Raw genomic sequence first — 25,213 nt, forward strand, 5'->3', positions numbered from 1 at the left:
ACCGTTGTGTGGGTTCTTGTATTGTTTGACCTTGCGCGCGCGCTTGGTGCCGGTAGTTTTGGCGGCAACACGTGGCGCCTTAACTTTCGAGTCCGGATCCAGCAGCGCGATGATGTCGCGCAGGGACTTGGAGTATTCACCCATCAGGGCGCGCAGTTTGCCTTCGAATTCCAGCTCGGCTTGAAGTTTGTCGTCTTGGGACAGGTTCTTCAAACGGGCTTGCAGCTCTTTGATGGCTTCTTCTGTGGCGCGGTATTCGTTGATCAGGGACATGGGGATTGCCTTATGTTGAGTGCTGAGTAGCAGGATGACAGTGGCGTAATAATAGTCAGACGTTTTCCCCAAGTAAACAATAAAGCCGGCTTTTATTTAATGTGATTAGAGTATTTAGCAAAGAAGCTGAGTGATGAGTTAAATACCGTGAACGAGCCCGCACGAATGTTTCAAAAAGAATTGTAGGACTATTTCCAAGTGTGACGGCCTTTTCCCCAGGTACCGGGCACAAGCCCTACAGGTGGCTCGGATGAATCGGATTCAGGCGTAACGAATACTGCAGTTTTGCCGCGCAATCGCTAGAATGGCGGCCTTTGCGAAGTTCTGGAGTTTCCCCCTCATGCGCACTTTTCGGTTGGTGATTTCCTGCCCGGACCGCGTTGGCATCGTTGCCAAAGTCAGTAACTTTCTGGCGTCCCACAACGGCTGGATCACCGAAGCCAGTCACCACTCGGATAACCTCAGTGGCTGGTTCTTCATGCGTCACGAAATACGTGCCGACTCCTTGCCCTTCGGTCTCGAAGCCTTCCGCGAGGCCTTTGCGCCGATCGCCGAAGAGTTCTCGATGGACTGGCGCATCACCGATACCGCGCAGAAAAAACGTGTGGTGTTGATGGCCAGCCGCGAATCCCACTGCCTGGCCGACCTGCTGCACCGCTGGCACAGCGACGAACTCGATTGCGAGATCTCCTGTGTGATTTCCAACCACAACGACCTGCGCAGCATGGTCGAGTGGCACGGCATTCCTTATTACCACGTGCCGGTCAACCCACAGGACAAGGAGCCGGCGTTCGCCGAGGTCTCGCGCCTGGTCAAGCAGCACGACGCCGAAGTGGTGGTGCTGGCGCGCTACATGCAGATCCTGCCGCCGCAGCTGTGCAGCGAATACGCGCACAAAGTGATCAACATCCATCACAGCTTCCTGCCGTCGTTCGTCGGCGCCAAGCCTTACCACCAGGCTTCCCTGCGTGGCGTGAAACTGATCGGCGCGACCTGCCACTACGTGACCGAAGAGCTGGACGCCGGCCCGATCATCGAGCAGGACGTGGTCCGTGTCAGCCACAGCGACAGCATCGAAGACATGGTGCGTTTCGGTCGCGATGTCGAGAAGATGGTCCTGGCCCGTGGCCTGCGCTACCACCTGGAAGACCGCGTGCTGGTACACGGCAACAAGACGGTAGTGTTCTGATCAAGAGCGCTGCGATCGAATCCGCCGGGCCTGGACGTGCAAGCGTCAGGCCCGGCGTTTTTCTTTATGGCATGAGGATCGACCGATGAGTGATCCACTGGATAAAGCCACCTCCAAGGCCCCGGCCACTCTCGGTGAGGGTTGCCTGAGCCGCTACGACCCGGATGACCTGACCGCCGAGGATGGCACCGAGTTTCCCGGCGCCGCCGAGCTGTGGCGGCAGTTGCAGCAGGACACTCCGGAAACGGACCCACCCGAGCCCGCTTGAGTTTTATCGTCACGCTGTACCAGCAGACCCGATCATGAGGCGCTGCGCGTCCGCGGCTGGGTGTCCAGCCAGTCGGCCTTGGTCAGTGGCGTGCGCCCTTGCGTCAGCAGGTGTTCGAGGGTGTCCAACCAGTACTGGCGCGAGTCGGAATGATGCATGTCCAGCGGGTGCAGGCCGAGGCGAATCACCGGTGCCTGTCGCCAGAGTCGTTCCCGCTGGCTGCTGACGAGGCGGGAGAGCTGGCGGCGCCAGGCGCTGCGGGCACTCCAGACCAGGCCGGGGGCGGCCACCGGTGAGAAGTCTGGCAGACGGTACAGATGCTGCGGACCACTGGTATAGCGCAGGGGCAACTGGCGCAGTGCCTGGCGCGTGCCCGGGCTCATCAACCAGGCGGGGGCGACGAAGCCCTGCACCGGCCAGTGGTAGCGCTGGAACAGTTCCAGGCCGGCGTGCAGGCGCGCCAGGGCGGCGTTTTCCGAGAGGCGGTAGAACTCGCCTTCCCGGGTGTACAGGCGGCGCATGAACCACTCATGCGGGGTGCGCGGTGGCGGGCTGTCGTCGCAATGGCAATAACCGTGCAGCACCAGTTCGTCGCCGCGCTCCAGGCGGGTGCTGAGCAGGCGGCGAAAGCCGGGATGGTCGTCGAGCGAGTTGTGCCGGTGAAAGTCCGGCACCACTAGCCAGGTCATCGGCACGTTGCCCAGCGCATCGACCGCCTCGACGAAGGGCTGATAGTCGATCCAGGTCTGTGGGGCGACATCGTGCAGGACCAGAAGCACGCTGGGCGTCGCGGACTTAACCATGGGCCAACATCGGCTGCGGGTTGCCGAGGACCGCGCGATAGTGCTCCAGCAGGCTGGCGACCACCCTGTCCCAGGCGTAATGGCGTTCGACATGGCGGCGCGCCAGCTGACCGCGGGCGGCGCAGCCTTGGGCGAACAGCTCCTGCACGGCATCGGCCATCGCCAGCGGGTCGTTCGGTGCGCACAGCAGGCCGCTTTCCGCGGTGACGATTTCCTGGAAGGCCCCGGCGTCCACCGCGACCACCGGAATGCCGCTGGCCATGGCCTCCAGGATCACCAGGCCAAAGGTTTCTTGGTCCCCGGCGTGGACCAGGGCATCGGCGCTGGCCAGCAACCGGGCGAGTTGCGCGGTCGGGCAGAACTCGTCGATCACCGTGACGTTGTCCGGTACCGCGGCCGGCATGGCCGATCCCACCAGCAACAGGTGATAGCGCTTGCCCAGGCGTTGCATGCAGTCGAGCAGGACGGGCAGGTGCTTTTCCCTGGAGCCGCGGCCGGCAAAGATCAGCAGGCGGCTGTCTTCGGCAAGGCCCAGCGTGGCGCGCAGGCCGGGAGTGCGACGGTTCGGATGGAAGGTCTGCAGGTCCACGCCCAGCGGCTGCACATGGACATGGCGCACGCCCAGGTCGATCAGCTTGTCGGCCATGACCTGGCTGGGGGCCAGGACTCGGTCGAAATGGCCGTACAGCTTGCGCACATAGGCTTCGACATTCGGGGTGAGCCAGGGCCCCATGCGGTTGCTGACCAGCAGCGGCAGGTCCGAGTGATAAAAGCCGATCACCGGTACGTTCAGCTGGCGCCGGGCGTCCAGCGCCACCCAGGCGGTGAGGTAAGGGTCGCCGACTTCGATCAGGTCCGGCTGCAGGTCGTGGAGAACATTGCGCCAGGGGGCCAGGCGCAGGGGAAAACGGTAGCCCTTGCCAAAGGGCAGGGCGGGGGCGGGGACCTTATAGATGCCGTCGCGTTCGCTGAGGCGGGCCCCGGGGATCAGCAGGCTGTGGCGGATACCTGGCTGGCGCCCCAGACGGCGATGCTTGGCATCCAGATAAGTGCGCACGCCACCGCTGGCAGGGGCGTAGAACATGGTGATGTCAGCGATATGCACGATGGTCATCCCTCCGATCCGTTGTTCTCCTTTGGGTTGACCCCTATCAAGAATAGATGTTCGGTCGGGCTGCCGTGGCGCTTGGCGAGGCGTCTGGATGAATGGTTTGGCGCGATTGCGGGGGGATGACCGGCACCTGCGCGCAACCCATGGACAGGTTGGCGCAGGTGCCGGCGGGTTGGTGGATCAGATGCGGAAACTGCCGACCAGTTGCTTCAGGCGCGCGGCCTGCTGCTCCAGGTCGGAACAGGCGCGCAGGGTCGACTGCAGGTTCTCCACCCCTTCCTGGTTCAGGGTATTGATCTCGGTGATATCCATGTTGATCGACTCCACCACCGAGGTCTGTTCCTCGGTCGCGGTGGCCACCGACTGGTTCATGCCGTCGATCTCGCCGATGCGCTGGGTCACGCTGTTCAGGCGTTCGCCGGCCTGGTTGGCGATTTCCACGCTGTCCTGGCTGTGGCGCTGGCTGTGGCTCATGGTGCTCACCGACTCGCGGGCGCCGACCTGCAGCTCCTCGATCATGGTCTGTACCTGTTGCGCCGATTCCTGGGTGCGGTGGGCCAGGTTGCGTACTTCGTCGGCGACCACGGCGAACCCACGCCCGGCCTCGCCCGCCCGTGCCGCTTCGATGGCGGCGTTGAGGGCCAGCAGGTTGGTCTGCTGGGAAATGCTGGTGATGACTTCGAGGATCTGCCCGATGTTCACGGTCTTGCTGTTGAGGGTTTCGATGTTGCTGCTGGAGGTGCTGATCATGTCCGACAGCTGGTTCATCGCCAGGATGCTGCGGTCCACCACTTGCTGGCCGTCCTCGGCCAGGCTGCGCGCGTCGCTGGCCTGCTGCGAGGCCTGGGCGGCATTGCGGGCGATTTCCTGGGCGGCGGCGCCGAGCTGATTGATCGCTGCGGCCACGCTGTTGGTGCGGCTGGCCTGCTCGTCGGAGTTGAGCATCGACGAGTTCGAGGCGCTGACCACCCGCAGGGCGACCTCGTTGACGTGTTCGGTGGCCGACGACACTTCCCGGATCGAGCCGTGGATGCGTTCCACGAAGCGGTTGAAAGCGGTGCCGAGCGTGCCGAATTCGTCGTGGTTCTGGATGCTCAGGCGGCGGGTCAGGTCGCCTTCGCCTTCGGCGATGTCCTGCATGGCGCGGGTCATGACGTGCAAGGGCTGCAGCAGCACCCGGATCAGCATGCCCAGCAGGCCGATGATGATGGCCACGGCGATGACGGTGGCGACGATGGCGGAAGCGCGGAATTCGCTGAGCATCGAGAACGCCTTGTCCTTGTCCACGGACAGGCCGATGTACCAGTTCACCGACGGCAGGCCCTTGATCGGGGTGAAGGTGATGATACGAGGCTTGCCCTCGACTTCGATTTCGCTGAAGTCGCCGTTGATGCGCGGGGTGTTCTGCGGATAGGCCTCGCTCAGGCTCTTCATCAGCAGGGCCTTGTCCGGGTGCACCAGGATCTTGCCGTCGGCGCTGACCAGGAAGGCATAGCCCATGCCGTCGAAATCCAGGGTCTTGAGGGTGTCGACCAGGGTCTGCAGGCTCAGGTCGCCGCCCACCACGCCGACGCTCTTGCCGGCGTTGCGCGAGGCAGTGGCGACGGAGATGATCAACTGGCCGGTGGCGGCATCGATGTAGGGTTCGGTGAGGGTCGAGCCGCTGCTGCTTTCGGCGCCTTTGTACCAGGGGCGCACGCGCGGGTCGAAACCGTCGGGCATTTTCGCGTCTGGGCGGATGGTGAAGCTGCCGGCGGCGTCGCCCAGGTACGAAGCCATGAAGGTCGAGGTCAGGGCCTTTTGTTCGAGCAGGCTGGCGACCTTGGTGGATTGCGGGTCGATCGCGATGTTCTGTGCCAGGTTCTCGATCAGCAGGATGCGTCCGGAAAGCCAGGTCTGGATATTGCTGGCGGTCACATCGCCCATTTCATGCAGGTAATTGTCCAGGTCTTCGCGGATGGCGTTGCGCTGTAGGTAGTCGTTGTACAGCGTGAAGGAAGCGAAGGCGGCAATGACGATGAGGGCGGCGGCAAGCAGGATTTTATGGCTGAAGCGCAGGTTTTTGTTCATGGCTTGTGGTGTCCGCTAAGGTCTTAATGTCACGGGCGTGCTCTTATAAAAGCGCGCAAAATGGGCAGGCTTGAAAGTAAGTTGATATTTCCATCGCTCCTTGGGGAATTATCCGGCTTATTTTTCAGTCTTTTCTTGATTCATATCGGCTAGGCAAGGCTAAAGATTAACCATGGGTGACAAAATGCCGGATTCATCGCAACTCGTTATCGGTGCCGATCTCGCGGGGCAACCGATTGCCCAGGCCATGCGCCTGGCAAACCGTCACGGGCTGGTGGCAGGCGCTACCGGGACAGGGAAAACCGTCACCTTGCAACGACTGGCGGAAGCCTTCAGCGACGCCGGTGTCGCGGTGTTCGCCGCGGACATCAAGGGTGACCTGTGTGGCCTGGGCGCCGCGGGCAACCCGCAGGGCAAGATCGCCGAGCGGATTGCCGGGATGCCGTGGCTGAACCACAAGCCCCAGGGGTATCCGGTTACGCTGTGGGACGTCCATGGGCAGTCCGGCCACCCGTTGCGTACCACTCTGAGCGAAATGGGCCCGCTGCTGCTGGGCAGCCTGCTGGAGCTGACCGACAGCCAGCAGTCGGCCTTGTATGCGGCCTTCAAGGTGGCCGACCGCGAAGGCCTGTTGCTGCTCGACCTGAAAGACCTCAAGGCGCTGCTCAACCACCTCAAGGACAACCCGCAGTTGCTGGGGGATGACGCGGCGCTGATGACCACCGGCTCCAGTCAGGCCCTGTTGCGGCGCCTGGCGACCCTGGAGCAGCAGGGCGCCGAAGCCCTGTTCGGCGAGCCGGCCCTGCAACTGGAGGACATCCTGCAGCCGGCCAGCGACGGGCGCGGGCGTATCCATCTGCTCGACGCCAGTCGTCTGGTGCACGAGGCGCCCAAGGTCTATGCGACTTTCCTGCTGTGGCTGCTGGCCGAGCTATTCGAACAGCTGCCGGAGCGCGGCGATGCGGAAAAGCCGCTGCTGGCGTTGTTCTTCGACGAAGCCCACCTGTTGTTCGCCGGCACGCCCAAGGCCTTGCAGGACCGGCTGGAGCAGGTAGTGCGGCTGATTCGTTCCAAAGGTGTGGGGGTGTATTTCGTCACCCAGTCTCCTGGCGACTTGCCGGACGACGTGCTGGCGCAGCTGGGATTGCGTATCCAGCATGGCTTGCGGGCATTCACCGCCAAGGAACAGAAATCCTTGCGCGCCGTGGCGGATGGCTTCCGGCCGAACCCGGCGTTCGACACCCTGTCGGTGCTGACCGAGTTGGGGATCGGCGAGGCGCTGGTCGGCACCCTGCAGGAAAAGGGCACGCCGGAGATGGTCCAGCGCGTTCTGGTGGCGCCGCCGCAATCGCGCATCGGGCCACTGACCGAGGCCGAACGCCGGGCGCTGATCAGCGGCTCGCCGTTGGCGGGGCGCTACGACAAACCGATCGACCGCGAGTCGGCCTATGAAGTGCTGATGGGGCGCAAGGACCTAGCGCCGGAGGCCGTGCCGGGTAAACCGGCCGCCGAAGAGCCGAGCTTCACCGATCGGGCCGGCGAGTTTCTCGGCACGGCCGCCGGCCAGGCCCTGAAGTCGGCCATGCGTCAGGCTGCCAACCAGTTGGGGCGGCAATTGGTCCGTGGGTTGATGGGGTCGCTGCTGGGTGGCAGCAAGCGCCGTTGATCGGCGGCTGGCCGGTCACGCCCGTGGTTTGGCGTGGCTGGCCAGACGCTCCAGGGCGGCGCGCAGATTGGGGTCGGTAATGCCGTTGGCGGTGGCCTGGATGGTCTCGGCGGCGCTGTTCGACAGGTCCAGGGTGTGGCCGGCCGTGCTGCTTTGCACGGTGGGCGGCTGAACCTTGAACAGAATCCGCGTCAGATTGTTGAACTCATTGAACTCCATCAGCTGACGTTGCAGGCGTTTTTGCTGATAACGCAGGCGTGTCGCCCAGTGGCCGTCGGTGACGATCAGCAACAGGCTGCCTTCGCGCCAGGAGGCGACGTGGCAATGTTCGCGCGCGGCCGGTTGCAGCTGGCTTTCCAGCAGGCGCTGCAGATGCGCCAGGCGCTGGGCGTGGCCGAGTATGGCTTTGAGAGGCTTGGCGTCGCGCAGGAGGACGGCGGGAGCTTTGGCCGTGAGAGGGCGAAATGCCATGATCCGACACCTGAAGTTACAGAGCCGCCATGGTAGCAGAAAGCGCTGGTCGGGCCTCGCTCATCGCTGAGCGAGGCTTTCATCTGTTAAATCAAGGGTTAACTTCGTACTCGTCCGGGTTGAAACTGGCGCAAAAGGCCTTATTGTAGGTGGGCCCCGTCACAGCGCTGTACCAGCATCGTGGAATAACGCCACTTTCCTCACCATCGTTTCCGGGTAGAATGCTCGTTCGCATGCGGCCATGAGGGCTGCACGGGCGACTCACGGGGCCGCCCTCCATCCCTATGTGTGGAAGATCCTGCCGATATGTTTGCGCCTTTGTTAAAGAAACTTTTTGGAAGCAAGAACGAGCGTGAAGTCAAACGCATGCTCAAGACGGTACAGATCGTCAATGCCTTCGAAGAGCAAATGGTAGCCCTTTCGGACGATCAGTTGCGCGCCAAGACCGAAGAGTTCAAGGCCCGCATAGCCAAAGGCGAAACCCTCGACAAACTGCTGCCCGAAGCCTTTGCGGTCGCCCGCGAAGCCGGCAAGCGGGTCATGGGTATGCGCCACTTCGACGTACAGTTGATCGGCGGCATGACCTTGCATGAAGGCAAGATCGCCGAAATGCGTACCGGTGAAGGCAAGACCCTGGTGGCGACACTGGGCGTTTACCTCAACGCGTTGTCCGGCAAGGGCGTGCACGTGGTCACGGTGAACGACTATCTGGCTCGCCGCGACGCCAACTGGATGCGTCCGCTCTATGAATTCCTCGGTCTGACGGTCGGCGTGGTCACGCCGTTCCAGCCGCCGGAAGAGAAGCGCGCGGCCTACGCGGCCGACATCACCTACGGCACCAACAACGAATTCGGTTTCGACTACCTGCGCGACAACATGGCTTTCAGCATGGAAGACAAGTTCCAGCGCGAGCTCAATTTTGCCGTGATCGACGAAGTCGACTCGATCCTCATCGACGAAGCCCGTACCCCGCTGATCATTTCCGGCCAGGCCGAAGACAGCTCGCGGCTGTACAGCGAAATCAACAAGCTGATCCCGCGCCTCGAGCAGCACATCGAGGAAGTGGAAGGCGAAGTGACCAAGGCTGGCCATTTCACCATCGACGAAAAGACCCGCCAGGTCGAACTGAACGAAGCAGGTCACCAGTACATCGAAGACATGCTGACCCAGCTTGGCTTGCTGGCCGAGGGCGAGAGCCTGTATTCGGCGCACAACCTGGGCCTGTTGACCCACGTGTATGCCGGCTTGCGCGCGCACAAGCTGTTCCATCGCAACGTCGAGTACATCGTGCAGGAAGGCCAGGTGGTGCTGGTCGACGAACACACCGGCCGTACCATGCCGGGGCGTCGCCTGTCCGAAGGCCTGCACCAGGCCATCGAAGCCAAGGAAAACCTGAATATCCAGGCCGAGAGCCAGACCCTGGCATCGACCACCTTCCAGAACTACTTCCGCCTGTACAGCAAGCTGTCCGGCATGACTGGTACCGCGGACACCGAAGCCTTCGAGTTCCATCAGATCTACGGTCTGCAGGTAACGGTGATCCCGACCAACAAGCCCCTGGCGCGTAAAGACTATAACGACCTGGTGTTCCTGACCGCCGAAGAGAAGTACGCGGCGATCATCAACGACATCAAGGATGGCATGGCCCAGGGCCGCCCGATCCTGGTGGGCACCGCGACCATCGAGACTTCCGAGCACGTGTCCAACCTGCTCAACAAGGAAGGGATCGAGCACAAGGTGCTGAACGCCAAGTTCCACGAAAAAGAAGCGGAAATCATTGCTCAGGCCGGTCGTCCGGGCGCCCTGACCATCGCCACCAACATGGCCGGTCGTGGTACCGACATTCTGCTGGGCGGTAACTGGGAAGTCGAAGTCGCTTCCCTGGAAAACCCGACCCCCGAGCAGATTGCCCAGATCAAGGCCGACTGGCAGAAGCGTCACCAGCAGGTGCTGGAGTCCGGCGGCCTGCAGGTGATCGCGTCCGAGCGTCACGAATCGCGCCGTATCGACAACCAGCTGCGTGGTCGTGCCGGTCGTCAGGGCGACGCTGGTTCCAGCCGTTTCTACCTGTCCCTGGAAGACAGCCTGATGCGCATCTTCGCCTCCGACCGGGTGAAGAACTTCATGAAGGCGCTGGGCATGCAGTCCGGCGAAGCGATCGAGCACCGTATGGTGACCAACGCGATCGAGAAGGCCCAGCGCAAGGTGGAAGGCCGTAACTTCGACATTCGCAAGCAATTGCTCGAGTTCGACGACGTCAACAACGAACAGCGTAAAGTGATCTATCACATGCGTAACACGTTGCTGGCCGCGGACAACATCGGCGAAACCATTTCCGATTTCCGTCAGGACGTGCTCAGCGCTACCGTCAGCGCCCACATTCCTCCACAGTCGCTGCCTGAGCAGTGGGATGTGGCGGGTCTGGAAGCGGCGTTGCAGAGCGACTTCGGTGTGAGCCTGCCGATCCAGCAATGGCTCGACGAAGACGATCACCTGTACGAAGAAACCCTGCGCGAGAAGCTGCTGAACGAGCTGGTGGCGGCGTACAACGAGAAAGAAGACCAGGCCGGTGCCGAAGCGCTGCGCACCTTCGAGAAGCAAATCGTTCTGCGCGTGCTGGACGACCTGTGGAAAGACCACCTGTCGACCATGGACCACCTGCGTCACGGTATTCACCTGCGTGGTTATGCGCAGAAGAACCCGAAACAGGAATACAAGCGCGAGTCCTTCACCCTGTTCTCCGAGCTGCTGGATTCCATCAAGCGCGATTCGATCCGTGTGCTGTCGCATGTTCAGGTTCGTCGCGAGGACCCGGCCGAGGAAGAAGCGCGCCTGCGCCAGGAAGCCGAAGCGCTGGCTCAGCGCATGCAGTTCGAGCACGCCGCCGCTCCGGGCCTGGATCAACCGGAAACGGTGGAAGAGGGCGTCGAAGTTGACGTGGCTCTGGCCTCGGCTCCTGTGCGCAACGAACAGAAACTGGGCCGCAACGAACTGTGCTACTGCGGTTCGGGCAAGAAGTACAAGCACTGCCACGGCCAGATCAACTAAGATTTTCGCCGGACACTGAAATACCCACGCCGCGACCGGCATCAGCCGTCGCGGCGTTTTTCCATTCGCAGCACTGCCTTTTGCGACGGCGGTGCGCATATCACATCAAAGAGGAGCGCATTCATGGCTGTTGGTCTTGGTCCTTTGCCAACGTTGCACCCGGTTGCCGGTTTTGAACTCGGTATCGCTTCGGCGGGCATCAAGCGCCCTGGGCGCAAGGATGTCGTGGTCATGCGCTGTGCCGAGGGTTCTACGGTGGCCGGCGTGTTCACCCTGAATGCGTTCTGCGCCGCTCCGGTGATCCTGGCCAAGCAACGTGTGCAAGGCCCTGTGCGTTACCTGCTGACTAACACTGGCAACGCCAACGCCGGTACCGGCGAGCCGGGCCTGGCCGCGGCCACCCGTACCTGCGCCAAGCTGGCCGAACTGGCGGGCGTCGATGCCAGTGCGGTGCTGCCGTATTCCACTGGGGTGATCGGCGAGCCGCTGCCGGTCGAGAAAATCGAAGGTGCGCTGCAGGCTGCACTGGACGACCTGTCCGTGGACAACTGGGCGGCTGCCGCCACCGGCATCATGACCACCGACACCCTGCCCAAGGGCGCCAGCCGCCAGTTCCAGCACGATGGCGTGACCATCACCGTCACCGGCATCAGCAAGGGCGCGGGCATGATTCGTCCGAACATGGCGACCATGCTCGGCTACATCGCCACGGACGCCAAGGTCTCCCGCGAGGTGCTGCAGAACCTGCTGCTGGACGGCGCCAACAAGTCGTTCAACCGCATCACCATCGACGGCGATACCTCCACCAACGACTGCTGCATGCTGATCGCCACGGGCCAGGCGGCCCTGCCGGAAATCACCGAGGCCAATGGCCCGCTGTTCGCCGCGTTGAAGCAGGCAGTGTTCGAAGTCTGCATGGAAGTGGCCCAGGCCATCGTGCGGGACGGCGAAGGCGCGACCAAGTTCGTGACGGTCGAAGTCAATGGCGGTGGCAATCACCAGGAGTGCCTGGATGTCGGCTACACCGTGGCCCATTCGCCGCTGATCAAGACTGCGCTGTTCGCTTCCGACCCGAACTGGGGGCGTATCCTGGCTGCTGTCGGCCGTGCCGGCGTGGCGAACCTGGATGTGAGCAAGATCGACGTATTCCTCGGCGAAGTGTGCATTGCCAGCCGCGGCGCACGGGCTGCCAGCTACACCGAAGCCCAGGGCGCGGCGGTGATGCAGCAGGAAGAAATCACCATCCGTATCGAGCTGGGCCGCGGCGCTTGCAGCGAAACCATCTGGACCACCGACCTGTCCCACGAGTACGTGAAAATCAACGCGGAATACCGTACCTGATAGACCCCTGATCGCGAGCCCGCTCGCTCCTGCAAGTGTGCTATTCCATGCCGGAGCGGGCCTGCTCGCGATGGAGGCTCCAGGGCCTCCATTCCCTCCTGAAAGGTGCCTGACATGAATCTTCACCTGATCATCGGCGACAAACTCTATTCCTCCTGGTCGCTGCGCGCCGCCCTGGCCCTTGAGCTGGCCGGTGCGACTTACAGCGAAGAAGTGATCAAGCTGAACCAGCCCGACACCCGTGAGCTGATTCTCAAGCATTCGTCGACCGGCAAGGTCCCGCTGTTGAAAACCGAGCACGGCACTATTGCCGACTCGTTGGCGATCGCCGAATACCTGGTCGAGCGTTTTCCCCAGGTCGCCCTCTGGCCCCGTGATGCGGCGGCTCGGGCCCAGGCGCGTTCCGCCTGCGCGCAAATGCACAGCGGTTTCTTCGGGATGCGCGGCAACCTGCCGTTCGACCTGAGCCGCGATGCCGCCCTGTCACCGATGCCGCCCGAAGCCCTGGCCGATATCCAGCGGATGCTGGCCTTGTGGGCTGAGTGTCGCGCGGTGGCCACCGAGCCAGGGCCTTTCCTGTTCGGCCAGGCCAGCCTGGCGGACGCGTTTTTCGCCCCGGTCGCCGTGCGCTTGCGCACCTATCGGGTGGCGCTGCCGGACGTCGACGCCGCCTATGTGGAAACGATTTATCAATGGCCGGCCTTCAAGGCTTGGCAGAAAGCCGGTTTAGAGGAAGCAGTGCGGTGAAACGAGTACATGTGGCGGCGGCCGTTATCCGTGATGCCAGCGGCAGGATTCTGATTGCCCGGCGTGCCGATACCCAGCACCAGGGCGGTCTCTGGGAGTTTCCCGGGGGCAAGGTCGAATCGGGCGAAGCGGTGGAGGCGGCGCTGACCCGTGAGTTGCAGGAGGAGCTGGGCATTCTGGTGACCCAGGCGCGACCGCTGATCAAGGTGCAGCACGACTACCCGGACAAGCAGGTCCTGCTGGATGTCTGGGAGGTCGGCGGTTTTACCGGCGAACCCCATGGCGCCGAGGGCCAGCCCTTGGCCTGGGTGACGGCCCGTGAGCTGGATGGCTACGAGTTTCCAGCGGCCAACCAGCCGATCGTGGCGGCCGCGCGTTTGCCCAGCGAATACCTGATCACCCCGGACGGCCTGGAAACCCCGGCGCTGCTGCGGGGCATGCAGAAGGCTATTGCCGGTGGCATCAAGCTGGTGCAGCTACGCGCGCCCAACGGCTATGACCCGCAATACCGCGACCTGGCGGTGGATGCGGTCGGGCTGTGCGCGGGCAAGGCGCAATTGATGCTCAAGGGGCCGTTCGAGTGGCTGGGGGATTTCCCCTCGGCGGGCTGGCATATCACCTCGGCGCAGTTGCGCAAATACGCCAGTGCCGGGCGCCCCTTTGGCAAGGAACGCTGGCTGGCGGCGTCCTGCCATGATGCGCAAGAGCTGTCGTTGGCGCAGCAGATGGATGTGGACTTCGTGACGCTGTCGCCGGTCCAGCCGACCCAGACCCACCCTGATGCACAGCCCTTGGGCTGGGAGCAGGCTGCCCGACTGATCAGCGGTTTCAACAAGCCGGTGTATCTGCTGGGCGGGCTCGGCCCGGATCACCGCGAGCAGGCGTGGCGCGCGGGGGCGCAAGGGGTGGCGGGGATCCGCGCGTTCTGGCCTTGAGATCCAGCACAAGCCAGCTCGCGGCTACAGGTTATTGAGCCGCGAGCTGGCTTGCGATTGACTCCCTTGTCTCAATCCGCCGTCGGCTTCTTCGCCGCCTGCCACAGAATCTCGGCAATCCCCTGGCGCCTGGCAATCAGGCGCGCAGCCACGAACAGCAGGTCGGACAGGCGATTGATGTACGCCAGGCCGACCCCCGCCAGGGGTTCCACGGCATTCAGGTGCTGGCAGCGGCGCTCGGCGCTACGCGCCAGGCTGCGGCAGACATGGGCCTGGGCGATTAGGCTCGAGCCGCCCGGCAGGATGAAATTCTCCAGTGGTCCCAACTCTTCGTTCCAGGCATCGATGGCGCGCTCCAGGCGTTCGACCTCGGCCGCGTCCAGAGCCTGGTACACCGGCATGGCCAGCTCGCCACCGAGGTCAAAGAGACGGTGCTGGCAAGGGCTCAGGACGTCGATCAGTGCTTGCAGGCCAGGATGTTCGAGCCGCTGTTCGGCCAGCCCGGCCAGGAGCAGTCCCAACTGGCTGTTCAAGGTATCGACTTCGCCGATGGCCTCGACCCGCGGATGGTCCTTGGGTACCCGGCGTCCGTCACCCAGCCCGGTTTCGCCTTTGTCGCCGGTGCGGGTGTAAATCTTCGACAAGCGAAAGCCCATGCTTAGCTCTCCTGTGGGGAATGTTCCAGGGGGGGGGGCTGACTGCCCGCCAGGGGCAGGCGCAAGGTGAAGCAGGTGCCCTGGCCCTGGGTCGACTGCACTTCCATCTGGCCCTTGTGATTGTTGGTGATGATGAAATACGAGACCGACAGCCCGAGGCCGGTGCCCTGGCCGATTTCCTTGGTGGTGAAGAACGGCTCGAAGGTGCGTTTGCGCACGCTTTCGCTCATGCCGACACCGTTGTCCTCGACCTGGATTTCCGCCCAGGGCGGGTTCAGCCGGGTACGCAGGATAATGCGCCCGGGTTCGCTGTCGTCCGTGCGCTGGTGAATGGCCTGGGCGGCGTTTTTCAGCAGGTTGAGCAGCACCTGCTCCAGTTCGTTGGCGGTACCGAGTACCGGCCCCAGTTGCGGGTCGAACTGGCGGACGATGGCCTGGCCCTTGAAGTCGAAACCTATGGTCAGGTCGAAGTCGTTACCGGCGATCTCCACTGCCTGGTCGATCAAGGCTGGCAGGTCGCACGGCGCCATCTGCCGGTTGCTGCGCCGGCTGAAACTGAGCATGTGGGTCACGATCTTCGCCGCCCGGGCGCCGGCCTGCTGAATGCCATCGAGCAGTTGCGGCACCTCGCGGTTCTGCAGGTAATGATTGACGGCTTCCAGCTCGATGCCCAGTTGCTCGGCATGTTCCAGGTTCTTCGGCAGCTCGGGTGACAGGCGCCGGCGAATGTTCTGCACGTTGTGCAGGATGGCCCCCAGGGGGTTGTTGATCTCATGGGCCATGCCGGCGGCGAGGCCACCGACGGAGAGCATTTTTTCCGACTGCACCATCATTTCTTCCAGGGACAGGCGCTGGGTGATGTCGTCGATCCGGATCACCACGCCACGCCCGGCACCGCCCATCAGCGGATAGAACGTCAGGGCGTAATACCGGGCTTCGTCGTCCTTGACCCAGGTGACCCGCTCGACCTTGGTGACCGTATGTTGCTCCACGGTTTCCTTGAGCTGGGGCAGGAACGGTTTGAGCGGTTCGAAGGCGAGAAAGATCGGCTGGTTCAGCGCTTCGTCCAGGCGGGTGCCCGAGAGGGCGCTGGCCTCCTGGTTCCATTGGGTGACGTAGAGTTGTTCGTCCAGGGCGATCAGCGCCGAGGGCATCGAGTCGATGATGCTGTTCAGGTAGTTCTGAAAGCCGGTGAGCTTCTTTTCGATCTTGCTGCGCACCTGGACTTCCAGTTCCAGCTTACGGTTGGTGTGGCGGGTTTCTTCGGCCAGCCCCTGGGCCTGGTCATAGGCCGCCTGGGAATCGTCGCGGGCCCGCTTGAGTTGCTGCTCCCGCGCTTCGATGCGCGACAGCATGGTGTTGAAGGCCTCGGCGAGGCTGCCGATTTCATCGTGATTGCCGCGGGCGGCGCGCAGGGAATAGTTTTCCTCGCGGGTCACTTGCCGGGACAGTTCTTCCAGTTGGTGGATAGGGCGGGTGATCAGCCGCTTGATCTGTCGGGCGATCACCAGCCACAGCAGCACGCTGAAGATCAGGATGCCCAGGCTCGCGGTCAGGGTGCCGGTATAGAAGGCCATCGGCAGTTCGCTGCTGGCCACCAGCAACAGATGGCCTGGAGGCTGGCCGGCCCGGGGCAGGGCGATGATCTGATTGCTGCGAAACTCAGTCAGTTGCCAGGCTTCGATATGCCGATAGCGCTCCGGCAACTGCAGGCGTTCGCCATGTTGCAGTTGGGCCAGGCGGACGCCCTTGCTGTCATAGATCGCCGCGGCGCGCAGCGGGGAGTAGCTGTTGAGCTCGTTGAGCAGTTTCTCGGCGTCTTGTGGCGAGTCCAGCGTCTGGGCGGCCAGGGTCGGGTTGGACACCAGGCGGCCGATGGTCTGCAAGGCTTGCGGCGCCATGCTTTCCTGGGAGATCCAGTAGGCGGCGCTGATAAAGGTCAGGTTGGCGACCAGCAGTACGGTAATCAGCAGGACGAGCAGGGCGGCCAGCAGCTTTTGGCCGACCGGCAGGTTTTCAAGGCGCTGGCGCAATGGCATCGGGGACGTCGCTAGAGGGGAACACGTGGGCAGCGTAGCCGCTGCTCAGTCGCTGGGCAATCCGAGCTGTTGCAGGTGTTCCACCAAGCGTCGTTGCAGGCGGCTGAGGTGCGGCAGGTTCAACTGATGCCGGGACGCGACGTTGCAGGCGTGCCCCAGCAGGTAGCCGATTTCGGTTCGGCGCCGACTGGCGACGTCCTGGTACATGGAGGAGTAGTTGGCGGCGGTCGCCTGGATCACTCGCTCGACCTCTTGTTGCAGGTTTTCGGCCGCGGCGGGCTGACCGCAACGCTCCAGCAGTTCGGTCAGTTCCAGGCACAGCATCGCCACTTCGCAGTGATGCTGCAGCAGGCCACCGTTGCGACAGTCATGCAGGACCGTCAACGGATTGATCGCGCAGTTGAGCGCCAGTTTGCGCCAGAGGCGGGTCAGGATATCCGTGCTCCATTCATGGGGGATGCCGCTGGCGCTCAGGTCATCCAGCCAGAAGGGCGCGGTAGGGTGGCTGGCGTCCCCCAGCCAGGTGTAGCCATGCCCGGCGAACACCACGCGCCAGTCGCCATCGCGAAAGGCGCCTTCGGTGCTGGAGGCATAGATGCAACGGGCCTGAGGGGCTTGGGCGGCCACGGCGTCCTGGCTGCCCAGGCCGTTCTGCAGCAGGATCAATTCGGCGTCGGGCGTGAGGCGCGAGAGCAGTTGGCCCACGGCCCGCTCCGCATCGTAGGCCTTGCAGGCCACCAGCAGGCGGGTAATGGGCTGCTGGCTGTCGACGGTCTCGCCGGGGATGGCATGAAAACTGGCCTGGCCTTGCTCCACCAGGGTCAGCCCACCCGCGGCCTGGTAAGCCTGCAGGCGAGCCTGGTCGCGCAGGATCAGGCGTACCGGCAAGCCGGCGCGGGCCAGGCGTGTCGCCCACAGGGTGCCGAGGCTGCCCGCGCCCAGAATGTGCCAGGTGGTCGACATCAGCGTTGTGCTCGGTTTGGCAGGCGCATGCGCGGCTTGCAGTGAAGGAGGGGAAAGACCCGTTATAATGAGCCCGGATTTTAACCGCAAACCGGGCGTGCTCCAGCTTTATCGAGCGGCGCCCCTTTTTTTTATTGGAGAAATTACATGCCGTCGTTCGACGTGGTATCGGAACTGGACAAGCACGAAGTCACCAACGCCGTGGAAAACGCCGTCAAGGAACTGGATCGCCGCTATGACCTGAAGGGCAAGGGCAGCTTCGAGTTCAAGGATAAGGAACTGACCGTCAACCTGACCGCTGAAGCCGAATTCCAGCTGGAAGCGATGATCGAGATCCTCAAGCTGGCCCTGGTCAAGCGCAAGATCGATGTGCAGTGCCTGGAAGTGAAGGACGCCTACGCTTCGGGCAAGGTGATGAAGCAGGAAGCGGTCCTCAAGGAAGGTATCGACAAAGAGTTGGCGAAAAAGATCGTGGCTCACATCAAGGACGCCAAGCTGAAGGTCCAGGCCGCCATCCAGGGCGAGCAGGTCCGGGTGACCGGCAAGAAGCGTGACGATCTGCAGGAAGCCATCGCCGCCCTGCGCGCGAAAGAGTTCGGCATGCCGCTGCAGTTCAACAACTTCCGCGACTGATTGGATGTTTCGGGAACCTCGCGCGTTTATTGGCGTCCGAGGCCCGCGTAGTGGGCAGAAACGATTGAGCCTTGGTGCGGTCACTCGTTCTGCCCTTGTTTTTTTATACCCGGCAGCCGGGAATCAGGAGAGATAGATGGATTTGAATGCTGAAGTGGACAACCTGGTCAAGGCTTCCCAAGCCTGGATTCCCATGATCATGGAATACGGCAGTCGGGTATTGCTGGCCGTTATCACCCTGGCCATCGGCTGGTGGCTGATCAACAAGCTGACGCACAAGGTCGGCAAGTTGCTGGCGCTGCGCAACGCCGACCAGGCTTTGCAGGGTTTTATCAGCAGCCTGGCGAACATCATTCTCAAGGTGCTGCTGATTGTCAGCGTAGCCTCGATGATTGGCGTCGAAACCACCTCGTTCGTTGCCGCGATCGGTGCGGCCGGCCTGGCCATCGGCCTGGCCTTGCAAGGCAGCCTGGCCAACTTCGCCGGTGGCGTGCTGATCCTGCTGTTCCGTCCATTCCGCATTGGGGATGTGATCGAGGCCCAGGGTATCAGCGGTACGGTCGACAGCATCCAGATCTTCCACACGGTGCTGCGTACCGGTGACAACAAGACGGTCATCGTGCCCAACGGCAACCTGTCCAACGGCATCATCACTAACTACAACCGCCAGGCGACCCGCAGGGTGGTTTTTGATGTGGGCGTGAATTACGAGGCTGATCTGCAAAAGGCCCGTGAGGTTCTGCTGGATCTGGCCAAGGATGAGCGTGTGCTGGCGGATCCGGCGCCGGTGGCGGTGGTTTCCATGCTGGGTGACAGCGCTATTACTCTTTCGCTGCGGGTATGGGTCAAGACAGCGGATTACTGGGACGTGATGTTCCGTTTCAACGAGTTGGCCCGTGATCGTTTGAAAGAGGCGGGTATCGATATTCCGTTTCCACAGCGAGTGATTCGTGTGGTTCAGGAAGCGGCTGCTCAGTAAGTAGTGAAGATATGGGTTGAAAGTTTGATCGAGTGGTCAGACTTTTAATCCATGGTTAGTGAGGTAGGGGCGTAACCAGGTTGTAATAATCACCTTTGGCTGGTCACCTGCTTCCAACAAAAAAGGCCCATCGAATGATGGGCCTTTTTTATTACTCGCTAAGTAACCGCTATTACAAGATCGACAGTGGGTAGTCGACGATCAGACGGAACTCAGCGATATCGCCTTCGGCCTGATCAGCGTTAGCAGTGTGCCAGGCTTGACGAGCGCGGAACGACAGGTCTTTGGCTGGGCCGGTCTGAATAACGTACTTGGCTTCGAGGTTGGTTTCGTGGTGTTTGCCATCTTCGCCATAACCGTAGTTGCGGTATGGGCTGTTAATGTCCATTTTGGTGCCGTCGATGTCCCAGCCTTTTACGTAACGGGCCATGAAGCTCAGGCCTGGAACGCCGTATTCAGCCATTTTCAGGTCATAACGAGCTTGTACCGATTTCTCGCCTGGACCGTTGAAGTCAGAGTACTGAATGGAGTTGGCCAGGAAGATCGAGTCGCCACCGCGGTTGTTGTCACCCACGCCGATGTAGTCGAATGGAGTGTCGCCGTTGACCTTCTGGAAGCCCAAGGTGACGGTGTGCGCCTTCAGGAACGAGTAGGCTGCTGCCAGCGAGTAGGTAGTGTTGCTGATATCGCCAGCTTTGGCTTTGCCGGTATCAGTGGTGCGGTAGATGTTACCGTCCAGGTTGATCGACTGGTCGCCGCCCAGTGGAATGGTGTAGTTCAGGTTGGCGTAGTACTGGTTCCAGACGTCTTCCAGTTTACCGCCATAGAGCGAAGCACTCAGCTCTGGAGTGATCGCATACTTACCACCGATATAGTTCATCGAGTTGGAAGTAACGGCAAGGTTGCTAGAGCTGGCGTATTGAGCGTGCAGCTCGCCATCGCGGTTCATTTCGTCCTGGCTGGAAGCCGAGTAGAAATGACCAGCCTCGAGATCGAGCCCTTCGAGTTCGCTGCTCTGCAGTTGGATACCGCTTGCGGTTTGAGGCAGCAGGCGAGAACCACCTACAGCGAACACTGGGCTGGTGGAAGGCTGCATATCACCGGCTTTCAGTTCGGTTTTGGAAATGCGGAATTTCACTGCTGCGCCGGCTTTGCCGAAGCTGTCGTGGTTATGACCTTCGCTATCGGTGCTCAGGTTGCCCGAACCGGAGTACTTGTCTTCACCATCCAGCTTGATACCCAGGTAGCCGAAAGCGTCAACGCCAACCCCGACAGTGCCTTGGGTATAACCGGACTTGAAGACGCCATGGAAGCCTTGGGTCCAGTCTTTGTCGTCTCGGTTTTTATAGCCAGTCTTGTTGCGGTTGTAGTAGTAGTTGCGAAGCAGCAGGTCGAGCTTGCTGTCTTCAACGAAACCTTTGGCGTCAGCCTGGTTGCCAACGAAAGGTTCGGCCATAGCAACTTGGGTACCGGCTGCAGCTACCGCCAGTGCGATCATGCTCCACTTCATCACGCGCATCGTGATTTGCTCCTTTGGTTTTTAGAAGAGTACTGCCGTCCCACCTGTTTTATTATCTGGGCGGCTCTTTCTTTTTGTGTCGGCGCAAACTTATATCACGCCGACAATGTTGGCGATACTTGCGTATCAGTCCTTTCAGCTTCTTTACGACCCTGTCGCAAAATGCTCGATCAATGTCGCAAATCCGCAGTCCGCATGTATCCGGACTGACAACTTCAGCGCTGTTTTCGAAGGCTTGAACCTGGAACAAAAAGAACTTTGGTCAAGCAATCAAATCTCCATGGGGCAGCCTTGCCACTATTGTTATTAGTCCCGGGGGAGGTTCTTTCCGACGACCTCCCTTGGGACAATGTGGGGATGAATGCAACAAGCGTGCACAAAACGCAAAGGCACCGAGTTTTTTTCGGCGATGGCCCTTCAGGCTGTAAAAACCGCATAAAACAGCGGTTTTAAGGTCGTTTTGTTTGGGCTTGACGTTCCCTGTCTTCCTGATGTTGCTCCCTGAAAAAAAACACACGAGATTCCAAAACGTTACCGGTTCACCCTGACAGGTGAGTAGATTGCGGATGCCCGACGCATTGAGCGTAGACGCCTTGTGTGGTTTTGGTGCAAAACTTTTCTTGATGAGATCCCCTCGTTATCCGGCTGCGGGTGCTCAAGAGGGCACCGGAGATCGCCTCTTTATGCGTTTTTTCCCGGTTTTTCATGGGCTTCGTCCATCCGTGGTGCAATCCGTCGGAAAATGTTCCAGGCCAGGGCGCATGTCACCAGGCGCGAATGCGGAGGCGGGAACTGCGCGGGAGAGCGATGAACGGAAGGGCTTTCGCAGGTATGCTGCCGTCCTGTCGTTTGGCGGGCAGCCGGTCATGGCGTTCGCTAAGCTGAAAATTGATGAGCTGAGCGGGAGTGCGCGCGGTGTTCGCTTTAGATCCACGACTTCAACAAGACACATTGCCCATCGGGGATTTCCCCCTCTGCCGGCTGCTGCTGTCCAACGATTCCAATTACCCGTGGTTCGTCCTGGTGCCGCGCCGGGAGGATATCAGTGAGTTGTTTCAGCTGGATGACGCAGACCAGCAGCAGCTATGGCGCGAAACCACGGCCCTGGCGGAGTTGCTCAAGGACTCGTTCGATGCGGACAAGTTGAATGTGGCGACCTTGGGTAACGTCGTCAGCCAATTGCACATGCACGTGATCGTTCGCAAGCGCGACGACGGAGCCTGGCCTGCTCCAGTGTGGGGCAAGCTGCCCGCCAAGCCCTACAGCGCCGAGCAGGTGGCGGCGATCCGTGAGCGTTTGCGGCTGGTCCTGACCGATGACTTCAAGTTTCTGGAGGGCTGACTCATGAGCCTGGAGGAACGGGTAACCGATCTGGAAAGCCGGCTGGCTTTTCAGGACGACACCATTCAAGCCTTGAATGACGTATTGGTGGAGCAGCAGCGGGTGGTCGAGCGTCTGCAGCTGCAGATGGCCGCCTTGCTCAAGCGTCAGGAGGAGATGGTCGGGCAGTTCGAGGCATTCGAAGAAGAGGCGCCGCCGCCCCATTATTGAGACCGGGCGTGGCGTCCGGGCAATAAAAAACCGCGAGCAGCCTGGCTGCGTCGCGGTTTTTTATTGGGCGCGAATCAGCGACGCGGCAATGCCGCAATCACGTCTTCGGCTTGCAGGCCTTTGTCGCGATTCATCACCGAGAACTCCACGCGCTGGCCTTCTACCAGGACGCGGTGGCCTTCGCCACGGATGGCACGGAAATGCACGAAGATGTCATCGCCGGAGTCGCGGGAGATGAAGCCGAAACCCTTCGAAGTGTTGAACCACTTGACGGTGCCGGTATCGCGATTGCTCATGTCGTAAGTTGGCGCGGTATTGGCCGCAGGAGACGATTTGTAGAAGCTGATAGCCAGGTGCAGAAGGATGGCGATCGCCGCAGTCAGCAGGCTGAACAGGACAGCCGGTTGACCCGCGATAACCGGCATCGGTGCCAGCAGGGTCAAGGTTTGCAATACCACCGCCAGCACCAGAAGCGCGCTGACCAGGTTTTGCAGTTGCTGACGCGGACCTTTGTTCCGGTAGGGGATAACCGGAGCCAGCGCCAGGTTGAGCAGGCCGAAAAAGGCCAGGTAAAGAGCATCGGGTTGTTGCAGGAAGGGAACAGCTTCAGATCGCAGACTAGGGATAAAGGACAGCAGCAAGGCCGCTGCGCCTGTTAGCAGGTGAACGATTTTCAACATTTTAATGAACTCACGTTTAAGACGGATCACAAGGAAGAGCTGAGCGTGCACGGTTCGCTTCTGAACAATGGGAGGCGGTGAGCACGTGCGCGGGATCAGCCTATGCACCGAGGCCGAGAAATAGGCAACAGCGACACGGCCTCTATTTAACAGCAAAGCCCAGGCCTTCTCAAATCAAGCGCCGCAGCCTTGATGAGGGGGAAAACCCCGACAGTCTTGAGGGGGAAGCGGACTATCGGGCAAAGCCTTGTTCTAGAGAGTCCGTGCCGAAAAATGCGGAGCGCCGGCTTTTCAGGCCGGACACAAGGCTCGTGGGCTTTTTTGCTGGCCCTGCTGGCCCGTTCGGGCAATCTGTCGCAGCGCTTCGGGCAATCGTGGGCTGCGGGTGCAGGGTTGTCTTGCTAGAGTGGCCCGGTACCTGATCTGTTGAATTGAATGTGTTAACGGAGATAGACATGGCAATCGATATCGGTATCAGCGCAGAAGACCGCAAATCCATCGTGGAGGGGCTGTCCCGTCTGCTTTCGGATACTTATGTGCTTTATCTGAAGACCCATAATTTCCATTGGAACGTCACGGGGCCGCAGTTCCGTACGCTGCACCTGATGTTCGAAGAGCAGTACAACGAACTGGCGCTGGCGGTGGACCTGATCGCCGAGCGTATCCGCGCCTTGGGTTTCCCGGCGCCGGGAGCCTATTCCATTTATGCGCGGCTTTCTTCGATCAAGGAAGAAGAGGGCGTGCCGAGTGCCGACGAGATGATCAGGCAGTTGGTGGCGGGCCAGGAGGCCGTGACCCGCACGGCCCGGGGCATTTTCCCGATCATCGACAAGGTCAGCGACGAACCCACCGCAGACCTGCTGACCCAGCGGATGCAGGTGCATGAGAAAACCGCGTGGATGCTGCGTGCGTTGCTGAGCGAGCAGTAACGCTGTAGGCCGAATGGCGCCGTTCCCGGCGTCATTCGTCTTTATGGGGCGTCGATCGGGCCAGTTCGTCCTTCTAAGCAAGGGAGCCGACACGGCGGCAGGCCAGGCGATCATGTTTCGGTGGGCTGCGGTCTATCAGTGCCGTCATACGGCTGCACAGGGCCGATTTAATGGATATAATCCCGCTCTTTGCTATATAGCCCGGGCCTTGGCGCGGGTAAGACAGACGTTAAGCAGGCCGAGACGCTCTCAATGCCCATGTACGACTACCAATGCGCTTCCTGTGGTCATCAGTTGGAAGCCATTCAAAAGATCAGCGCGCCTGCGTTGGTCGATTGCCCTGCCTGCCAGGCGCCCGAGCTGAAAAAAATGCTGTCCATGCCAGGTTTCCGTCTCAGCGGTTCCGGCTGGTATGAGACCGACTTCAAAACCGGCGCCAAGAAGAATCTGGCCGGTGGCGACAAAGCTGACTAAGTTGAACGACACCCGCGAGCTCTTGCATTATCCGGTACCCGGGATGCGCAAGGCCTCCCATCGAATTTCGAATTACGAGAAGTGAAACCACTACCATGATGCGCAGCCATTATTGCGGCCAACTGAACGAAAGCCTGGAAGGTCAGGAAGTTACCCTTTGCGGATGGGTCCACCGTCGTCGTGACCATGGCGGGGTGATCTTCCTCGATATCCGTGATCGTGAAGGCCTGGCCCAGGTGGTGTTCGACCCGGACCGCGCTGAAACCTTCGCGGCCGCCGACCGCGTGCGCAGCGAATACGTGGTCAAGATCACCGGTAAGGTGCGCCTGCGTCCGGCCGGTGCCGGCAACGCCAACATGGCGTCGGGCATGATCGAAATCCTCGGTTACCAGCTGGAAGTGCTGAACGAAGCGGAAACCCCGCCGTTCCCACTCAACGAATACTCCGACGTCGGCGAAGAAACCCGCCTGCGCTATCGCTTCATCGACCTGCGCCGTCCGGAAATGGCCGAGAAGCTGCGTCTGCGTTCGCGCATGACCACCAGCATTCGTCGCTACCTGGACGAGAACGGTTTCCTCGACGTCGAAACCCCGATCCTGACCCGCGCCACCCCTGAAGGGGCGCGTGACTACCTGGTGCCGAGCCGCACCCACGCCGGCAGCTTCTTCGCACTGCCGCAGTCGCCACAGCTGTTCAAGCAGCTGCTGATGGTGGCCGGTTTCGATCGCTACTACCAGATCGCCAAATGCTTCCGCGACGAAGACCTGCGTGCCGACACATTGAAAATATCGGGGAAATGCATTGGCTATGCATTAGGTCGACTCTTTATAAAGGCAATCTCTTATTCCGTAAATCTTTGTAAAAACAT

General features: G+C 61.2%; 24 protein-coding genes and 1 pseudogene. 14 read left to right on the forward strand and 11 right to left on the reverse strand.

Annotation, left to right across the window (positions count from 1 at the left end; genetic code table 11):
- Positions 1-273: histone-like nucleoid-structuring protein, MvaT/MvaU family (locus ACQKQA_RS23365; RefSeq protein ID WP_427563018.1), on the reverse strand; the 273-nt coding region annotated here is incomplete at its 3' end.
- Positions 274-613: 340 nt separating this feature from the next.
- Here ACQKQA_RS23365 and purU point away from each other — a divergent pair.
- Both purU and ACQKQA_RS23375 read left to right on the forward strand, forming a co-directional pair.
- Entirely contained in the window at positions 614-1,462 is an 849-nt protein-coding gene (purU, locus tag ACQKQA_RS23370) for a formyltetrahydrofolate deformylase (RefSeq protein ID WP_427563021.1), read from the forward strand.
- A gap of 85 nt (positions 1,463-1,547) precedes the next feature.
- Complete coding sequence (locus tag ACQKQA_RS23375) at positions 1,548-1,730, forward strand: hypothetical protein (RefSeq protein WP_427563024.1); 183 nt, start codon at positions 1,548-1,550, stop codon at positions 1,728-1,730.
- Positions 1,731-1,762: 32 nt separating this feature from the next.
- On the opposite strand, the gene ACQKQA_RS23380 is transcribed toward ACQKQA_RS23375, so the two are convergent.
- From ACQKQA_RS23380 to ACQKQA_RS23395, 4 genes and pseudogenes are all read right to left on the reverse strand, one after another.
- A complete protein-coding gene (locus tag ACQKQA_RS23380) occupies positions 1,763-2,533 on the reverse strand; it encodes a DUF2334 domain-containing protein (RefSeq protein ID WP_427563027.1) in 771 nt (256 codons plus the stop codon).
- Positions 2,526-3,647, reverse strand: coding sequence for a glycosyltransferase family 4 protein (locus ACQKQA_RS23385; RefSeq protein ID WP_427563030.1), 1,122 nt, complete (start codon positions 3,645-3,647; stop codon positions 2,526-2,528). The genes ACQKQA_RS23380 and ACQKQA_RS23385 overlap by 8 nt, the downstream gene beginning before the upstream one ends.
- 177 nt (positions 3,648-3,824) lie before the next feature.
- Positions 3,825-4,589, reverse strand: a complete 765-nt coding sequence (locus tag ACQKQA_RS23390) for a methyl-accepting chemotaxis protein (RefSeq protein ID WP_427563076.1) — start codon at positions 4,587-4,589, stop codon at positions 3,825-3,827.
- Between the two features lie 93 nt (positions 4,590-4,682).
- Positions 4,683-5,714, reverse strand: a pseudogene (locus tag ACQKQA_RS23395) (cache domain-containing protein); the annotation flags it as partial.
- Between the two features lie 184 nt (positions 5,715-5,898).
- Here ACQKQA_RS23395 and ACQKQA_RS23400 point away from each other — a divergent pair.
- Positions 5,899-7,380: a helicase HerA-like domain-containing protein gene (locus ACQKQA_RS23400; protein WP_427563079.1), complete on the forward strand. Its 1,482-nt coding sequence runs from the start codon at positions 5,899-5,901 to the stop codon at positions 7,378-7,380.
- Between the two features lie 15 nt (positions 7,381-7,395).
- On the opposite strand, the gene ACQKQA_RS23405 is transcribed toward ACQKQA_RS23400, so the two are convergent.
- Complete coding sequence (locus ACQKQA_RS23405; protein ID WP_427563033.1) at positions 7,396-7,851, reverse strand: DUF721 domain-containing protein; 456 nt, start codon at positions 7,849-7,851, stop codon at positions 7,396-7,398.
- A gap of 306 nt (positions 7,852-8,157) precedes the next feature.
- Between ACQKQA_RS23405 and secA the strand changes: the two genes are divergently transcribed.
- The 4 genes from secA (at position 8,158) to ACQKQA_RS23425 (ending at position 13,922) form a co-directional block, all read left to right on the forward strand.
- A complete protein-coding gene (gene secA / locus ACQKQA_RS23410; protein WP_427563036.1) occupies positions 8,158-10,899 on the forward strand; it encodes a preprotein translocase subunit SecA in 2,742 nt (913 codons plus the stop codon).
- Positions 10,900-11,022: 123 nt separating this feature from the next.
- Positions 11,023-12,240 (forward strand): bifunctional glutamate N-acetyltransferase/amino-acid acetyltransferase ArgJ, encoded by a 1,218-nt coding sequence (gene argJ / locus ACQKQA_RS23415; RefSeq protein WP_427563039.1) that lies wholly within the window; start codon positions 11,023-11,025, stop codon positions 12,238-12,240.
- Positions 12,241-12,354: 114 nt separating this feature from the next.
- Entirely contained in the window at positions 12,355-12,987 is a 633-nt protein-coding gene (locus ACQKQA_RS23420; RefSeq protein ID WP_427563042.1) for a glutathione S-transferase, read from the forward strand.
- Positions 12,984-13,922: a Nudix family hydrolase gene (locus tag ACQKQA_RS23425; protein WP_427563045.1), complete on the forward strand. Its 939-nt coding sequence runs from the start codon at positions 12,984-12,986 to the stop codon at positions 13,920-13,922. The genes ACQKQA_RS23420 and ACQKQA_RS23425 overlap by 4 nt, the downstream gene beginning before the upstream one ends.
- A gap of 71 nt (positions 13,923-13,993) precedes the next feature.
- Here ACQKQA_RS23425 and ACQKQA_RS23430 read toward each other — a convergent pair whose 3' ends face one another.
- The 3 genes from ACQKQA_RS23430 to ACQKQA_RS23440 are packed head-to-tail and all read right to left on the reverse strand — an operon-like array spanning position 13,994 to position 17,580.
- Positions 13,994-14,578 carry a cob(I)yrinic acid a,c-diamide adenosyltransferase gene (locus ACQKQA_RS23430; RefSeq protein WP_427563048.1) on the reverse strand — a complete coding sequence of 195 codons (585 nt, stop codon included), beginning with the start codon at positions 14,576-14,578 and terminating at the stop codon, positions 13,994-13,996.
- A gap of 2 nt (positions 14,579-14,580) precedes the next feature.
- Positions 14,581-16,617 (reverse strand): sensor histidine kinase, encoded by a 2,037-nt coding sequence (locus ACQKQA_RS23435; protein WP_427563051.1) that lies wholly within the window; start codon positions 16,615-16,617, stop codon positions 14,581-14,583.
- A gap of 45 nt (positions 16,618-16,662) precedes the next feature.
- The gene (locus ACQKQA_RS23440) at positions 16,663-17,580 is read right to left on the reverse strand and encodes a putative 2-dehydropantoate 2-reductase (protein WP_427563053.1); all 918 of its coding nucleotides are present in this window, start codon (positions 17,578-17,580) and stop codon (positions 16,663-16,665) included.
- 147 nt (positions 17,581-17,727) lie between these two features.
- On the opposite strand from ACQKQA_RS23440, the gene ACQKQA_RS23445 reads away from it, so the two are divergent.
- Together ACQKQA_RS23445 and ACQKQA_RS23450 are read left to right on the forward strand one after the other, a co-directional pair.
- A complete protein-coding gene (locus ACQKQA_RS23445; protein ID WP_011063029.1) occupies positions 17,728-18,213 on the forward strand; it encodes a YajQ family cyclic di-GMP-binding protein in 486 nt (161 codons plus the stop codon).
- A 136-nt stretch (positions 18,214-18,349) separates the two neighbouring features.
- Positions 18,350-19,192 carry a mechanosensitive ion channel family protein gene (locus tag ACQKQA_RS23450; RefSeq protein WP_427563057.1) on the forward strand — a complete coding sequence of 281 codons (843 nt, stop codon included), beginning with the start codon at positions 18,350-18,352 and terminating at the stop codon, positions 19,190-19,192.
- Between the two features lie 172 nt (positions 19,193-19,364).
- On the opposite strand, the gene ACQKQA_RS23455 is transcribed toward ACQKQA_RS23450, so the two are convergent.
- The gene (locus ACQKQA_RS23455) at positions 19,365-20,711 is read right to left on the reverse strand and encodes an OprD family porin (RefSeq protein WP_427563060.1); all 1,347 of its coding nucleotides are present in this window, start codon (positions 20,709-20,711) and stop codon (positions 19,365-19,367) included.
- Positions 20,712-21,626: 915 nt separating this feature from the next.
- Here ACQKQA_RS23455 and ACQKQA_RS23460 point away from each other — a divergent pair.
- Positions 21,627-22,052: an HIT family protein gene (locus ACQKQA_RS23460; protein ID WP_427563063.1), complete on the forward strand. Its 426-nt coding sequence runs from the start codon at positions 21,627-21,629 to the stop codon at positions 22,050-22,052.
- A 3-nt stretch (positions 22,053-22,055) separates the two neighbouring features.
- Positions 22,056-22,262 (forward strand): SlyX family protein, encoded by a 207-nt coding sequence (locus ACQKQA_RS23465; RefSeq protein WP_427563066.1) that lies wholly within the window; start codon positions 22,056-22,058, stop codon positions 22,260-22,262.
- Positions 22,263-22,336: 74 nt separating this feature from the next.
- Here the strand turns inward: ACQKQA_RS23465 and ACQKQA_RS23470 are convergent, their stop codons facing one another.
- The gene (locus ACQKQA_RS23470; protein WP_427563081.1) at positions 22,337-22,942 is read right to left on the reverse strand and encodes a cold shock domain-containing protein membrane protein; all 606 of its coding nucleotides are present in this window, start codon (positions 22,940-22,942) and stop codon (positions 22,337-22,339) included.
- Positions 22,943-23,397: 455 nt separating this feature from the next.
- Here ACQKQA_RS23470 and ACQKQA_RS23475 point away from each other — a divergent pair, with 455 nt between their 5' ends.
- From ACQKQA_RS23475 to ACQKQA_RS23485, 3 genes are all read left to right on the forward strand, one after another.
- Entirely contained in the window at positions 23,398-23,871 is a 474-nt protein-coding gene (locus ACQKQA_RS23475; protein ID WP_427563069.1) for a Dps family protein, read from the forward strand.
- Between the two features lie 252 nt (positions 23,872-24,123).
- Entirely contained in the window at positions 24,124-24,345 is a 222-nt protein-coding gene (locus tag ACQKQA_RS23480; RefSeq protein WP_007931131.1) for an FmdB family zinc ribbon protein, read from the forward strand.
- Positions 24,346-24,440: 95 nt separating this feature from the next.
- Positions 24,441-25,213 (forward strand): amino acid--tRNA ligase-related protein (locus ACQKQA_RS23485; RefSeq protein WP_427563073.1); only part of this gene is annotated, 773 nt, incomplete at its 3' end.

Source organism: Pseudomonas sp. NPDC089530 (assembly GCF_050280705.1).
Lineage (GTDB): Bacteria > Pseudomonadota > Gammaproteobacteria > Pseudomonadales > Pseudomonadaceae > Aquipseudomonas.

Coding starts and splice junctions, on each gene's coding strand:
- purU (WP_427563021.1), top strand. CDS start 614: ATGCGCACTTTTCGGTTGGTGATTTCCTGCCCGGACCGCGTTGGCATC.
- ACQKQA_RS23375 (WP_427563024.1), top strand. CDS start 1,548: ATGAGTGATCCACTGGATAAAGCCACCTCCAAGGCCCCGGCCACTCTC.
- ACQKQA_RS23380 (WP_427563027.1), bottom strand. CDS start 2,533: ATGGTTAAGTCCGCGACGCCCAGCGTGCTTCTGGTCCTGCACGATGTC.
- ACQKQA_RS23385 (WP_427563030.1), bottom strand. CDS start 3,647: ATGACCATCGTGCATATCGCTGACATCACCATGTTCTACGCCCCTGCC.
- ACQKQA_RS23390 (WP_427563076.1), bottom strand. CDS start 4,589: ATGCTCAACTCCGACGAGCAGGCCAGCCGCACCAACAGCGTGGCCGCA.
- ACQKQA_RS23400 (WP_427563079.1), top strand. CDS start 5,899: ATGCCGGATTCATCGCAACTCGTTATCGGTGCCGATCTCGCGGGGCAA.
- ACQKQA_RS23405 (WP_427563033.1), bottom strand. CDS start 7,851: ATGGCATTTCGCCCTCTCACGGCCAAAGCTCCCGCCGTCCTCCTGCGC.
- secA (WP_427563036.1), top strand. CDS start 8,158: ATGTTTGCGCCTTTGTTAAAGAAACTTTTTGGAAGCAAGAACGAGCGT.
- argJ (WP_427563039.1), top strand. CDS start 11,023: ATGGCTGTTGGTCTTGGTCCTTTGCCAACGTTGCACCCGGTTGCCGGT.
- ACQKQA_RS23420 (WP_427563042.1), top strand. CDS start 12,355: ATGAATCTTCACCTGATCATCGGCGACAAACTCTATTCCTCCTGGTCG.
- ACQKQA_RS23430 (WP_427563048.1), bottom strand. CDS start 14,578: ATGGGCTTTCGCTTGTCGAAGATTTACACCCGCACCGGCGACAAAGGC.
- ACQKQA_RS23435 (WP_427563051.1), bottom strand. CDS start 16,617: ATGCCATTGCGCCAGCGCCTTGAAAACCTGCCGGTCGGCCAAAAGCTG.
- ACQKQA_RS23440 (WP_427563053.1), bottom strand. CDS start 17,580: ATGTCGACCACCTGGCACATTCTGGGCGCGGGCAGCCTCGGCACCCTG.
- ACQKQA_RS23445 (WP_011063029.1), top strand. CDS start 17,728: ATGCCGTCGTTCGACGTGGTATCGGAACTGGACAAGCACGAAGTCACC.
- ACQKQA_RS23450 (WP_427563057.1), top strand. CDS start 18,350: ATGGATTTGAATGCTGAAGTGGACAACCTGGTCAAGGCTTCCCAAGCC.
- ACQKQA_RS23455 (WP_427563060.1), bottom strand. CDS start 20,711: ATGCGCGTGATGAAGTGGAGCATGATCGCACTGGCGGTAGCTGCAGCC.
- ACQKQA_RS23465 (WP_427563066.1), top strand. CDS start 22,056: ATGAGCCTGGAGGAACGGGTAACCGATCTGGAAAGCCGGCTGGCTTTT.
- ACQKQA_RS23470 (WP_427563081.1), bottom strand. CDS start 22,942: ATGTTGAAAATCGTTCACCTGCTAACAGGCGCAGCGGCCTTGCTGCTG.
- ACQKQA_RS23475 (WP_427563069.1), top strand. CDS start 23,398: ATGGCAATCGATATCGGTATCAGCGCAGAAGACCGCAAATCCATCGTG.
- ACQKQA_RS23480 (WP_007931131.1), top strand. CDS start 24,124: ATGCCCATGTACGACTACCAATGCGCTTCCTGTGGTCATCAGTTGGAA.